Source organism: Salmonella enterica subsp. arizonae, from assembly GCF_008692845.1.
GTDB classification, from domain to species: Bacteria; Pseudomonadota; Gammaproteobacteria; order Enterobacterales; family Enterobacteriaceae; genus Salmonella; species Salmonella arizonae.
In genome coordinates, this window is the sequence record NZ_VXJW01000001.1 from 190,809 (window position 1) to 203,216 (window position 12,408).

At 49.5% G+C, this 12,408-nt stretch carries 15 protein-coding genes and 1 pseudogene; 9 read left to right on the plus strand and 7 right to left on the minus strand.

Annotation, left to right across the window (positions count from 1 at the left end; all coding sequences use genetic code 11):
• Window positions 1–256 precede the first annotated feature (256 nt).
• Window positions 257–742, plus strand: coding sequence for an ATP-independent periplasmic protein-refolding chaperone Spy (gene spy / locus F4V61_RS01000; protein WP_001229006.1), 486 nt, complete (start codon window positions 257–259; stop codon window positions 740–742).
• 74 nt (window positions 743–816) lie between these two features.
• Here the strand turns inward: spy and cho are convergent, their stop codons facing one another.
• Both cho and nadE read right to left on the minus strand, forming a co-directional pair.
• Window positions 817–1,698 (minus strand): excinuclease Cho, encoded by an 882-nt coding sequence (gene cho / locus F4V61_RS01005; protein WP_000252416.1) that lies wholly within the window; start codon window positions 1,696–1,698, stop codon window positions 817–819.
• A gap of 120 nt (window positions 1,699–1,818) precedes the next feature.
• Window positions 1,819–2,646, minus strand: coding sequence for an ammonia-dependent NAD(+) synthetase (gene nadE, locus F4V61_RS01010; RefSeq protein ID WP_079903668.1), 828 nt, complete (start codon window positions 2,644–2,646; stop codon window positions 1,819–1,821).
• A 217-nt stretch (window positions 2,647–2,863) separates the two neighbouring features.
• Between nadE and osmE the strand changes: the two genes are divergently transcribed.
• The 7 genes from osmE to chbG all read left to right on the plus strand — a co-directional run bounded on the left by osmE (window position 2,864) and on the right by chbG (window position 8,770).
• Window positions 2,864–3,205, plus strand: coding sequence for an osmotically-inducible lipoprotein OsmE (gene osmE / locus F4V61_RS01015; protein WP_001039301.1), 342 nt, complete (start codon window positions 2,864–2,866; stop codon window positions 3,203–3,205).
• A 300-nt stretch (window positions 3,206–3,505) separates the two neighbouring features.
• Window positions 3,506–3,826 (plus strand): PTS N,N'-diacetylchitobiose transporter subunit IIB, encoded by a 321-nt coding sequence (gene chbB / locus F4V61_RS01020; RefSeq protein WP_000412175.1) that lies wholly within the window; start codon window positions 3,506–3,508, stop codon window positions 3,824–3,826.
• Window positions 3,827–3,909: 83 nt separating this feature from the next.
• Window positions 3,910–5,268 (plus strand): PTS N,N'-diacetylchitobiose transporter subunit IIC, encoded by a 1,359-nt coding sequence (gene chbC, locus F4V61_RS01025; RefSeq protein WP_080161032.1) that lies wholly within the window; start codon window positions 3,910–3,912, stop codon window positions 5,266–5,268.
• Window positions 5,269–5,318: 50 nt separating this feature from the next.
• Window positions 5,319–5,666: a PTS N,N'-diacetylchitobiose transporter subunit IIA gene (chbA, locus tag F4V61_RS01030; RefSeq protein WP_000459884.1), complete on the plus strand. Its 348-nt coding sequence runs from the start codon at window positions 5,319–5,321 to the stop codon at window positions 5,664–5,666.
• Between the two features lie 10 nt (window positions 5,667–5,676).
• On the plus strand, window positions 5,677–6,519 hold the full coding sequence (gene chbR / locus F4V61_RS01035) for a transcriptional regulator ChbR (RefSeq protein WP_012210223.1): 843 nt from the start codon (window positions 5,677–5,679) through the stop codon (window positions 6,517–6,519).
• Window positions 6,520–6,643: 124 nt separating this feature from the next.
• Complete coding sequence (locus tag F4V61_RS01040) at window positions 6,644–7,999, plus strand: 6-phospho-beta-glucosidase (protein WP_080161031.1); 1,356 nt, start codon at window positions 6,644–6,646, stop codon at window positions 7,997–7,999.
• A gap of 12 nt (window positions 8,000–8,011) precedes the next feature.
• Entirely contained in the window at window positions 8,012–8,770 is a 759-nt protein-coding gene (gene chbG, locus F4V61_RS01045) for a chitin disaccharide deacetylase (RefSeq protein ID WP_058819616.1), read from the plus strand.
• Between the two features lie 43 nt (window positions 8,771–8,813).
• Here the strand turns inward: chbG and F4V61_RS22190 are convergent, their stop codons facing one another.
• From F4V61_RS22190 to F4V61_RS22195, 4 genes and pseudogenes are all read right to left on the minus strand, one after another.
• A complete protein-coding gene (locus tag F4V61_RS22190; RefSeq protein WP_232081968.1) occupies window positions 8,814–9,023 on the minus strand; it encodes a hypothetical protein in 210 nt (69 codons plus the stop codon).
• Window positions 9,010–9,987 (minus strand): annotated as a pseudogene (locus tag F4V61_RS01050) (catalase). The gene F4V61_RS22190 and the pseudogene F4V61_RS01050 overlap by 14 nt, the downstream one beginning before the upstream one ends.
• Window positions 9,872–10,165 carry a catalase gene (locus F4V61_RS22585; RefSeq protein WP_256865941.1) on the minus strand — a complete coding sequence of 98 codons (294 nt, stop codon included), beginning with the start codon at window positions 10,163–10,165 and terminating at the stop codon, window positions 9,872–9,874. The pseudogene F4V61_RS01050 and the gene F4V61_RS22585 overlap by 116 nt, the downstream one beginning before the upstream one ends.
• 47 nt (window positions 10,166–10,212) lie before the next feature.
• Window positions 10,213–10,437, minus strand: a complete 225-nt coding sequence (locus F4V61_RS22195; protein WP_232081969.1) for a hypothetical protein — start codon at window positions 10,435–10,437, stop codon at window positions 10,213–10,215.
• Window positions 10,438–10,651: 214 nt separating this feature from the next.
• Here F4V61_RS22195 and cedA point away from each other — a divergent pair, with 214 nt between their 5' ends.
• The gene (gene cedA / locus F4V61_RS01055) at window positions 10,652–10,894 is read left to right on the plus strand and encodes a cell division activator CedA (protein WP_000977506.1); all 243 of its coding nucleotides are present in this window, start codon (window positions 10,652–10,654) and stop codon (window positions 10,892–10,894) included.
• 106 nt (window positions 10,895–11,000) lie between these two features.
• Here cedA and tcyP read toward each other — a convergent pair whose 3' ends face one another.
• Window positions 11,001–12,392: a cystine/sulfocysteine:cation symporter gene (gene tcyP, locus F4V61_RS01060; RefSeq protein ID WP_038396111.1), complete on the minus strand. Its 1,392-nt coding sequence runs from the start codon at window positions 12,390–12,392 to the stop codon at window positions 11,001–11,003.
• Window positions 12,393–12,408: the final 16 nt, after the last annotated feature.

Genomic DNA, 12,408 nt, shown 5'->3' on the forward strand with positions numbered 1-12,408 from the left:
AGAATTGCTTTATTAATAAGCGTTGTTGCGTTATAGTTCTGCATAATTTCTGGTATATCATGCCGCTGTATATTTCTCTTTCAGCTCTACGCAATTTATTCTTTTTTTCTTCACAATTGGTGAAAAAGTGTCTTTTATACTTTCATTGTTTTACCGTTGTTATGACTAATTGACGCTAATACGGTTAAAGTTAATCACGTGAACATGGCACTGTTTTAAATATGCCGTAAAAATAACCGAAAGGAAGGATGAAAATATGCGTAAACTGACCGCTCTGTTTGTGGCCTCTACCCTGGCGATGGGGGCTGCGAATCTGGCTCATGCCGATGAGACCAACACCGCCGCGCCAGCGGATGTGAAGCCAATGATGCAACATAAAGGTAAGTTTGGCCCGCATCACGATATGATGTTTAAAAACCTGAACCTGACGGATGCGCAGAAGCAACAAATTCGCGACATTATGAAAGCGCAGCGCGAACAAATGAAACGTCCGCCGCTGGAAGAGCGTCGCGCCATACATGATATTATTGCCAGCGATACGTTCGATAAAGCCAAAGCAGAAGCGCAAATTACCAAAATGGAAGCGCAGCGCAAAGCCAATATGCTGGCGCATATGGAAACCCAGAATAAAATTTATAACATTCTGACGCCAGAACAGAAAAAGCAATATAACGCTAATTTTGAGAAGCGTCTGACAGAACGCCCGGCGCAAGAAGGTAAAATGCCGGCTGCGGCAGAATAATTTCCCGCACCATTTAAGACCGCCGGCCTTGTTGACAACACGGTCGTTGAGGTGGACAGGATCGGCGGTTTTCTTTATGACTGGCGACAGTCAGTATTCAGTTCAATGATCTCATATTGACCAGACATTAGCGGCTTACAGAGAATTTTATAGCCGTCCTGATCAAAGCCCGCAGGCGTACGTACCAGGGTGGTCGCCTCAACCAGCGAGGATACCGCCCCCAGCCATAACCAGTTGTTGATAATGTGGAACTGGGTCATTTGCGGGCGGCTCTCTTTTAACGCGATGGCGCCTTTCCAGGGCCAGCAAACAACACGTAACCGCTCCAGTGATGCCTGCAGACGAAGAAAATGCGCCTGCGGGCTTTCTTGCCCGCAACACGCGCCAGCGCAGCGCTTCAGAGCGAAACGAAAACAGGCGCGCCCACGATTTAATGGTTCAAGCCCCAGCAGGCCGTAACACAATTTTTGTTCATCGGCGAGGCTCTGTAAGCTTTGCAGCGCCGCCCGACGGTTGGCGAAAAGTCCAAACAGGTTCGGCTCATGGGAAAAATCGACGCTGCGGGCGGAGACGACCTCAATCTTTTGTTCGCTTAACTGTAGGGAGCAAAGCTGGCGATTGCGACGTAACCGCTTGTTAAACAGCGGTTGTTGCTCTTTGATCAGCCGCGCTTCCAGTAGTAGAGCGCCCATTTCACCGGCGGTGCAAATCCAGCTTATCCGCCGCGACTGCCGCAGCATGGCGGCCTCGTCAGGCGTTCGCAGATGCGAGAGCACCCGGCTGCGAATATTCACGCTTTTACCGATATAAAGCGGCAACGTATCGCTTTCGCTATGAAATACATACACGCCCGGTAAGGCTGGCAACTCGCTGAGAAATGGGCGTAAATGTTCTGGATATTCGTAAATGGCTGCCGCCTCAAATTCAAGGCGGGGGGCTGATTGACGCCGTACCACAGTGCTCTCCGTTAACTGGTTATTCATCCAGTATAACAGCAGGTGTGTGATTAAAAAAGAGGCGGGTAAGCGAGAAGGCCGGATAGGCGAGTGATATCCGGCACAACGGTAGAAGTACGCTTATTTTTTCCAAAAGTCGTCGAATACCGTAATCGGTAAACGGCGTTTATGTTCAGTTTTTACATACCAGCCTTCGATGATCTTAGCGATGGCGGGGGCCAGAGTTTTGCCTTCCAGATAATCATCAATATTGTCATACGTCACGCCCAGAGCGGCTTCATCAGGCAGTGAAGGGCGGTCGTCTTCCAAATCGGCGGTGGGGACTTTTTTATACAGATGCTCAGGACAGCCCAGCGCCGCGAGAAGCTGTTTTCCCTGGCGTTTGTTAAGGCGATGAAGCGGATTAATATCGGTACCGCCATCGCCATATTTGGTGAAAAATCCGGTTATCGCTTCCGCCGCATGGTCGGTTCCTACCACTACGCCATGAGTCATACCGGCGATGCTATATTGCGCTTTCATTCGCTCACGGGCTTTTTCATTGCCGCGAACGAAATCACTCAGCTCAATTCCCGCCTCGCGCAGCGCCTGCTCGCTGGCGAGGACGGCGCCTTTAATATTAACGGTTAGCACTCTGTCCGGTTTAATAAAAGCAATGGCGTCCTGACAATCCTGTTCATCAGCCTGTACGCCGTAAGGCAGGCGAACGGCGATAAACTGCAACGCATCATCGTTCGTCTCTTCCCGCAGTTCGGAGATAGCCATCTGGCTTAGTTTCCCGGCCAGCGTCGAATCCTGCCCGCCGCTGATGCCTAAGACCAGCGATTTCAAAAAGGGATAGGTTTTCAGGTACGCTTTAAGAAAATCCACGCTGCGGCGAATTTCTTCTTCAGGGTTGATATACGATTTCGCGCCAAGCGCCTGGATTATCTCTTGCTGCAGAGTCATTTAACCCCCTTCGACATTAAAAAATGCATCGTTACCCTGTTAAAGCTAACCCTTTACCGTTGAAACGACAAGGTCTGGCGGATTAAGAGGTGTTTAAAACAACATATATCTGCGTTATAGAATTTTCCGAAAGGTTTTTTGTGGTAAGTCGCGGCTTGAAAAATGTTTTGATGTATTCCAGGCTTACATAACACGCTGATAAACAAGAGGACGGAAAATGAACAAGAATGTAGCAGGAATTTTAAGCGCAGCGGCGGTAATGACTATGCTGGCAGGCTGTACGGCGTATGATCGTACAAAAGACCAATTTGTTGAGCCTGTTGTTAAAGACGTTAAAAAAGGAATGAGCAGGGCGCAGGTTGCGCAGATTGCGGGTAAACCGTCATCTGAAGTTAGCATGATTCATGCGCGCGGTACCTGTCAGACTTACATCCTGGGTCAACGTGATGGTAAAGCGGAAACCTACTTTGTTGCGCTGGATGATACTGGACACGTAATTAACTCCGGCTATCAGACCTGCGCAGAGTATGATACTGACCCACAGGCACCGAAGCAGTAACAACTGTATATTGCCTGTACATTCCAGAAAACCGGCCAGCGAGCCGGTTTTTTTGCGCCTGCAATAACCTTATTTATTATCGCGAATTATTTACCCGAAATGTGAGGGGGGTCATAACGTCAGGTCAATGAGAGACAATTTTGTTAGTCAAGGAAATACCATCCGGCGGTCCAATCCCGTATACTCATTTCAGCCACCTAAAAAAGTAAATTCGGTTACGCAAGTCGCCCAGAGTATGGATGCAGGTTGAGGCTTGCGGCGTATCTTGCTGACAGATAATCGCACATGAGGACGGTTTTTATGGAAAAGAAACACATTTATCTGTTTTGTTCTGCGGGCATGTCAACGTCATTACTGGTATCGAAAATGCGCGCTCAGGCTGAAAAATATGAAGTGCCGGTTATTATTGAAGCATTCCCTGAAACCTTGGTCGGTGAAAAAGGCCCGACAGCGGACGTTGTGCTGTTAGGTCCACAAATCGCTTATATGTTACCCGAAATTCAGCGTTTATTATCCGATAAACCGGTAGAAGTTATTGATTCAATGTTGTACGGCAAGGTGGATGGTTTAGGCGTGCTTAAAGCTGCGGTAGCAGCAATTAAAAAAGCCGCAGCGAATTAATTATTTTTTTAATTTTTCCCGTCAAAGAGTTATTTCATACACTAACCGCAATAGTTTATTGCGGTATTTAAGGGTATTTTTCTATGAGTAACGTCATTGCTTCACTTGAAAAGGTACTCCTTCCTTTTGCTGTAAAAATAGGAAAACAGCCACACGTTAATGCAATCAAAAACGGCTTTATTCGCTTAATGCCGTTAACCCTTGCAGGGGCGATGTTTGTATTAATTAACAACGTTTTTCTGAGCTTTGGGGAGGGGTCATTTTTTTATTCTATGGGCATTCGGCTTGATGCCTCAATCATTGAAACGCTTAATGGGTTGAAAGGTATTGGCGGCAATGTCTATAACGGCACATTAGGTATTATGTCGCTCATGGCGCCATTTTTTATCGGCATGGCGTTAGCGGAAGAGCGTAAGGTTGACGCGCTGGCCGCCGGACTGCTCTCCGTGGCGGCGTTTATGACCGTAACGCCGTATAGCGTAGGCGAGGCTTACGCCGTGGGCGCTAACTGGCTGGGCGGCGCGAATATTATCTCCGGTATTATTATTGGTTTGGTCGTCGCGGAGATGTTTACGTTTGTTGTCCGGCGCAACTGGGTCATTAAACTGCCGGACAGCGTACCCGCTTCGGTGTCCCGCTCATTCTCAGCATTAATTCCCGGCTTTATTATTCTCTCCATTATGGGGATTATTTCCTGGGTCCTGTCTAATTACGGTTCTAACTTCCATCAGATTATTATGGACACTATCTCTACGCCGCTGGCATCACTGGGCAGCGTAGTAGGATGGGCGTATGTCATATTTGTCCCGCTACTGTGGTTCTTTGGTATTCACGGTTCTCTGGCGCTGACCGCGCTGGACAGCGGCATCATGACACCCTGGGCGCTGGAAAACATCTCTATTTACCAGCAGTTTGGCTCTGTCGATGCGGCGCTGGAAGCGGGTAAAACGTTCCATGTTTGGGCAAAACCGATGCTGGATTCTTATATCTTCCTCGGTGGTAGCGGCGCAACGCTGGGTCTGATCATCGCTATCTTTCTGGCATCTCGTCGCGCGGACTATCGTCAGGTCGCAAAACTGGCGCTGCCGTCGGGTATCTTCCAGATTAATGAGCCTATCCTGTTTGGTCTGCCGATTATTATGAACCCGGTAATGTTTATCCCATTTATTCTGGTTCAACCGATTCTGGCGGCGATCACGCTGGTGGCTTACTATTTGGGTATTATCCCGCCGATTACCAATATTGCCCCGTGGACCATGCCAACCGGGCTGGGGGCGTTCTTTAACACTAACGGCAGCGTCGCCGCATTACTGGTCGCGCTATTTAACCTGGGGGTCGCCACCCTGATTTACCTCCCCTTCGTGGTGGTTGCCAACAAAGCGCAGAACGCCATTGAGCAGGAAGAAAGCGAAGAAGATATCGCTAACGCACTGAAATTCTAAACTCCGCGCCGGCATGGGATGCCATGCCGGGCTGAATCAGAGGAAAGACTATGTTTGATCTTGAAAATGTTGTAGATAGCCAGACAGCGGCTGAGGAACTCGAAGAAGTCGTTATGGGGCTTATCATCAATTCTGGCCAGGCGCGCAGCCTGGCATATGGTGCGCTCAGAAAAGCGAAAGAAGGCGATTTTGAGGCGGCGAAAGCGATGATGGACCAGTCGCGCATGGCGCTCAATGAAGCGCATCTTGTGCAGACAAAACTCATTGAAGGCGATCAGGGCGAAGGTAAAATGAAAGTCAGTCTGGTCCTGGTTCACGCTCAGGATCATTTGATGACGTCAATGCTGGCTCGTGAACTGATTGCCGAGTTGATTGAGCTCCATGAGAAACTGAAATAACAGGGGGCGGATGATGCAGTTACAGGTTAACGCGACGGAAATCAAAACGGTTTATGAGCAGCAGCTCTTCAATGGCAAAAATTTCCATGTGTTTATCTATAACAAGACGGAAAGCGTCACCGGGCTGCATCAGCACGACTACTATGAATTTACCCTGGTATTAACCGGACGCTATTACCAGGAAATCAACGGAAAGCGTGTGCTGCTGGAACGTGGAGATTTTGTTTTTATCCCGGTGGGATCGAATCACCAAAGTTTCTATGAGTTTGGCGCAACGCGTATTCTGAACGTAGGAATTAGTAAACGTTTTTTTGAACAGCATTATCTTCCGTTACTGCCGTTTTGTTTTGTGGCATCGCAGGTATATAGGGTGAATAGCACCTTCCTGACCTATATTGAAACGGTGATTGCATCGCTGAATTTTCGCGGCAATGGGCTCGACGAATTTATAGAAGTAGTGACGTTTTACATTATAAACCGCTTACGCCATTACCGCGAAGAGCAGGTTTATGATGATATACCACAATGGCTGAAAGCGACCGTTGAGATAATGCATGATAAATCGCAGTTTGGCGAAAATGCGCTGGAAAATATGGTACGCCTGTCGGCAAAATCCCAGGAATATCTGACGCGTGCCACCCGACGTTATTACAGCAAAACGCCGATGCAAATCATTAATGAGATTCGCATTAATTTTGCCAAGAAACAGTTGGAAATGACCAACTATTCGGTTACGGATATTGCTTATGAGGCTGGGTATAGTAGTCCTAGCCTGTTTATTAAAACGTTTAAGAAAATGACCTCATTCACGCCGAATAGTTATCGGAAACGATTGACGGAAATTAATGAATAACGGTTTGCATTGCTCGATTAACCACATTTCACGCTTGCCCCAATAGCGCGGGGAACGTCACGCTATTATTTACGAGTGGGTATAGTGTAATACATATCAGTGTCATGCACTGAAGGGAGATATTATGAGCCAGAAATTAAAAGTCGTCACTATTGGTGGCGGGAGCAGCTACACCCCTGAATTACTTGAAGGCTTTATTAAACGCTACCATGAATTACCTGTCACTGAATTATGGCTGGTTGACGTTGAAGATGGAAAAGAGAAGCTGGATATTATTTTTGACCTATGCCAGCGAATGATTGATAAAGCAGGCGTTCCGCTAAAACTGTATAAAACGCTGGATCGCCGGGAAGCGCTGAAAGACGCTAATTTTGTCACTACCCAGCTACGCGTTGGTCAGCTTAAAGCCCGTGAACTGGACGAACGTATTCCGCTTAGCCACGGCTATCTGGGGCAGGAAACCAACGGCGCTGGCGGTTTATTTAAAGGGCTGCGTACCATTCCGGTTATTTTTGGCATCATAAAAGATGTCGAAGAATTATGTCCGAATGCATGGGTCATTAACTTTACTAATCCGGCGGGGATGGTGACGGAAGCGGTTTATCGCCATACCAACTTTAAAAAATTCATCGGCGTATGTAATATTCCTGTCGGCATGAAAATGTTTATTCATGACGTGCTGGCGCTGAATGAGAATGACGATCTTTCCATTGACCTGTTTGGTTTAAACCATATGGTCTTTATTAAAGATGTGCTGGTAAATGGCACCTCACGGTTCGCAGAATTACTGGATGGCGTGGCGTCCGGTCAGTTGAAAGCGTCAACCGTAAAAAATATCTTTGATCTGCCGTTTAGTGAAGGATTGATTCGCTCGCTGAACATGCTGCCGTGCTCTTATTTGCTGTATTACTTCAAGCAAAAAGAGATGTTGGCTATTGAAATGGGCGAATACTACAAAGGCGGTGCGCGCGCTCAGGTAGTGCAAAAAGTGGAGAAACAACTCTTCGATTTGTACAAAAATCCTGAGCTAAACGTGAAACCGAAAGAGCTTGAGCAGCGCGGCGGCGCTTATTATTCCGATGCTGCTTGTGAAGTCATTAACGCTATTTATAATGACAAGCAGACCGAGCACTACGTTAATATTCCGCATCATGGGCATGTAAAGAATATCCCGGCTGACTGGGCGGTAGAAATGACCTGCACCCTGGGACGCAATGGCGCGACGCCCCACCCGCGTATCACCCGTTTTGACGAAAAAGTACTGGGGCTTATCCATACCATTAAAGGGTTTGAGGTCGCGGCCAGCAATGCGGCGTTGAGCGGAAACTTCAATGATGTACTGCTGGCGCTTAACCTGAGTCCGTTAGTGCATTCCGACCGCGACGCAGAAGTCCTGGCGCGTGAACTCATTCTGGCGCATGAAAAATGGTTGCCTAACTTTGCCACTTGCATCGAAGCGCTTAAAGGTAAGCAACACTGACAGAGGTAGGCTATGAAACGCGTGTTGATTGTGAATGCAGATGATTTTGGCCTGAGTAAAGGGCAAAACTACGGCATTGTTGAAGCCTATCGCAACGGCGTTGTGACCTCCACAACTGCGCTGGTCAATGGCGAGGCTATTGACCATGCGGCGCAGCTTAGCCACGGGCTGCCCGCGCTGGGGGTGGGAATGCATTTTGTTTTGACGTTAGGTAAACCGGTGTCAGAGATGCCGGGTCTGACGCGAGACGGCCTGTTGGGGAAATGGATCTGGCAGATGGCGGAGGAGGATACGCTTCCGCTGGATGAAATTGCGCATGAGCTGGCGTGTCAGTATCAGCGTTTCATCGAATTATTTGGTCGGGAGCCCACGCATCTCGACAGCCACCATCATGTGCATATGTTCCCGCAAATTTTCCCCATCGCCGCCCGCTTTGCGGCGCAGCGCGGGATTGCGTTACGTATTGACCGTCAGACGGTGTTTAACGCAGGCAATCTGCCGTCAAATTTGCGCAGTACGCAGGGATTTAGTAGTGAGTTTTACGGCGAGGAAATCTCCGAAGCGCGCTTTTTACACATTCTGGATACTTCGGCGCATCGAGGAGAAGGTTCGCTGGAAGTGATGTGTCATCCCGCCTTTGTTGACAACATTATTCGCCAGAGCGCTTATTGTTACCCCCGCTTAACTGAACTGGATGTATTGACCTCTGCGTCACTCAAGGCAGCGATTGCGGAACGAGGATATCGTCCTGGCAGTTTTCTTGATATTTAGCTCCTGAGTTTGCGGCGCATTCCTGCGCCGCATTTTTTGCCGCTTATGCAGGAATCGCGTTAATTTTTCCCGCACGTGACCAGACACAGTGCGCCGCCATCAGCGTTAGCAGGGTGTCCATAAAGTGGTGGTCAACGTTATCCGCCTCAACCAGCCCTTTTTCCCCCTGGCTATCAATGTTTAATATCGCCTTAAACCGTCGGGCATCGCCTGCTAGTGCGGGGCTACGTTCGCGGATTTTATGACCATCCACAGGACTCAAATCCGCCGCGTTTTGGCGCTGGCGGCGTTTCGCGCGGCCAGTTGTCATTAATGGAGTTCGGTTCATAGTTCGCCGGATTGGTGTCGATATCCATTCGGTGCATACCGTCACGCTGGAAATTATTATAGGGGCAGGTGGGACGGTTAATCGGAATTTCGTGGAAGTTTGGCCCCCCCAGACGGCTGATTTGCGTATCGGTATAAGTGAACAGGCGTCCCTGTAACAACGGGTCGTTGGTATAATCAATGCCGGGAACAATATGTCCCGGATGAAATGCCGCTTGTTCGTTCTCAGCGAAAAAGTTGTCCGGATTACGGTTTAACACCATTTTGCCGACGCGTTGTACTGGCACCAATTCTTCCGGGATCAGTTTGGTCGGATCGAGCAGATCAAAATCGAATTTAAATTCATCTTCTTCCGCAATGAGCTGCAGACCCAGCTCATATTCCGGGAAATCGCCCGCTTCGATAGCCTCCCACAGATCACGGCGGTGAAAATCTGGATCGCGGCCGGTCAGTTTTGTGATTCATCCCATACCAGCGAGGCTTTACCCGCCAACGGTTTCCAGTGGAAACGGACAAAGGTCGCTTTTCCTTGCGCATTGATCAGGCGGGAAGGTGTGAATACCGAACCCCTCCATCGTCCGATAACTGCGCGGAATGCCGCGATCCGACATTACCCACATCACGTTGTACAGCGTCTCAGGCTGTAAGGAAACATAGTCCCAGAAAGTGTCATGCGCGCTCTGCCCTTGCGGAATAGTCCAGTGTGGTTCGGGCTTAACGGCATGCACAAAATCCGGAAATTTATGCGCATCCTGGATAAAAAAGATCGGGGTGTTATTGCCGACGAGATCGAAAATTCCCTCTTCGGTATAAATTTGGTCGCAAAACCGCGGATATCCGCACGGTATCGGCTGAACCGGCGCCGCCCTGTACTGTCGAAAAGCGAACAAAGACCGGGGTAATTTTCTCTGGATCGCACAGAAACGCAGCTTTCGTGATATCGCTCAGGTCTTTGTAGGGCTGAAAATAGCCGTGCGCGGCAGAGCCGCGGGCATGAATGATCCTCTCCAGGATACGCTCATGATCAAAGTGGGTAATTTTCTCAAGTAGGATAAAATCTTCCAGCAAAGTAGGGCCGCAGCTGCCTGCGCGCAGAGAATTTTGATCGTCGGCGATTAATTTTTGCTGCCTTTACGAAAGGCGTCGAGGGCGGTGACCTTGTCATTTGCGGTATCGGGGGCTTTTAAACTGCCGGGAGCTGTCGGCTGAGCGCCCGGCGGCGTCGATTCTGGCGTAGGTCGATGTGAACCATCTGACGGCGCCAGGGAATCCAGGCCGGGTTGTGATTCACGGGTATCATGTACGGGGGATTGATGGGGGGATTTCTCATTATGCGACATTGAACTTGTCTTCGGCTTGCATCACTGAAATGGGCGTGGTAGTAGTCAAAATCACTCTAACTATAGAATATTTCAGCAATTATGCCAGGGGAGAGCGGAACGTCGGAAAAGGCGCAATGGGGAAATCGCACGCGCAGAGCAGGACGTTGAGGGGGAAGATCGGCTAAGATAGTGTTTTTCTGATTTTTAGCCTTAGCCTTTTAGTGAAGCATTAATGATGAAACCTCTTCGCCAGCAAAATCGCCAGATTATTAGCTATATTCCGCGTGTTGAACCCGCGCCGCCGGAACATGCGATAAAAATGGATGCGTTTCGCGACGTCTGGATACTGCGCGGTAAATATGTTGCATTTGTTTTGATGGGGGAGTCATTTCAACGGTCGCCCGCCTTTAGCGTGCCGGAATCGGCGCAGCGCTGGGCGAATCAGGTTCGCCAGGAAAACGAAATCGCTGACTAAGCAAAATTAAAAGCGCCGGTCTCAAGTACCGGCGCTTTTAGTGACAAGCAATCTTTAGTTACTGAACCTCGTGTGCTGGAGGGCGATGTGAACTCCCGATAACGTACTATCGGTGCGCCAGTTCGGCGTCTTCTTCGCTATCGAGAATGGTTTTATCGGTCTGCTTCAGCCACTGACTGGTCAGCGTACCGGCGGTCATTGAGCCGCTCACGTTCAGCGCGGTGCGCCCCATATCAATCAACGGTTCAACGGAAATTAACAGCGCGACCAGCGTGACCGGTAAGCCCATGGCAGGCAGCACAATCAGCGCGGCGAACGTCGCGCCGCCGCCAACGCCGGCAACCCCCGCCGAACTCACGGTAACGATACCCACCAGTGTTGCTATCCATACAGGATCTAATGGATTAATGCCGACCGTTGGCGCAACCATTACCGCCAGCATTGCAGGGTAAAGACCGGCGCACCCGTTTTGGCCAATGGTCGCGCCAAAAGAGGCTGCAAAGCTGGCGATGGATTCCGGCACGCCCAGGCGGCGGGTTTGCGCTTCAACATTTAATGGAATGGAGGCGGCGCTGGAACGGCTGGTAAAAGCAAATGTCAGCACCGGCCATACCTTGCGGAAATATTTCAACGGGCTGATACCGTTCGCGCCCAGTAAAATGCCGTGAACCACAAACATAATCGCCAGACCAAGATATGACGCTACCACGAAGCTTCCCAGCTTAATGATGTCCTGCAGATTAGAGCCGGCAACCACTTTGGTCATCAGCGCCAGGACGCCGTAAGGCGTCAGTTGCATCACCAGACGTACCAGTTTCATCACCCAGCTTTGCAGGGTATCGATAGCGATAAGCACGCGCTCGCCTTTTGGCGCATCATCTTTCAGCAGTTTGAGCGCGGCAACGCCCAGAAATGCGGCGAATATCACCACGCTGATAATAGACGTAGGGTTTGCGCCAGTCAGATCCGCAAACGGGTTTTTCGGCACAAAAGATAGCACCAGTTGCGGCACGCTGAGATCGGCTACTTTGCCGACATAGTTCGTCTCAATGGCATTCAGACGCGCGGTTTCCGCGCCTCCCTGAACCAAACCTTCCGCCGTCAGCCCGAACAGATTGGTAACCAGCACGCCCACCAGAGCTGCAATAAGGGTAGTAAATAGCAGCGTGCCGATCGTCAGAAAACTGATTTTCCCCAATTGAGAGGCATTATGCAGCCGCGCCACGGCGCTTAAAATAGAGGCGAATACCAGAGGCATAACAATCATTTGCAGCAATTGCACATAGCCGTTGCCGACAATATTGAACCACTGAATTGAGTCTTTTAACACCTGACTGTCAGCGCCATAAATGGTGTGCAGGGCCAGACCAAAGATCACGCCCATCACAAGGCCGATAAGCACTTTTTTAGCCAGACTCCACTGTTTATGACGGGCTTGCGCCAGTACAAACAGCAGAATGACGAACACCGCAATGTTCGCGATTAATGGAAAATTCATCCCCGTTCTCCTAATT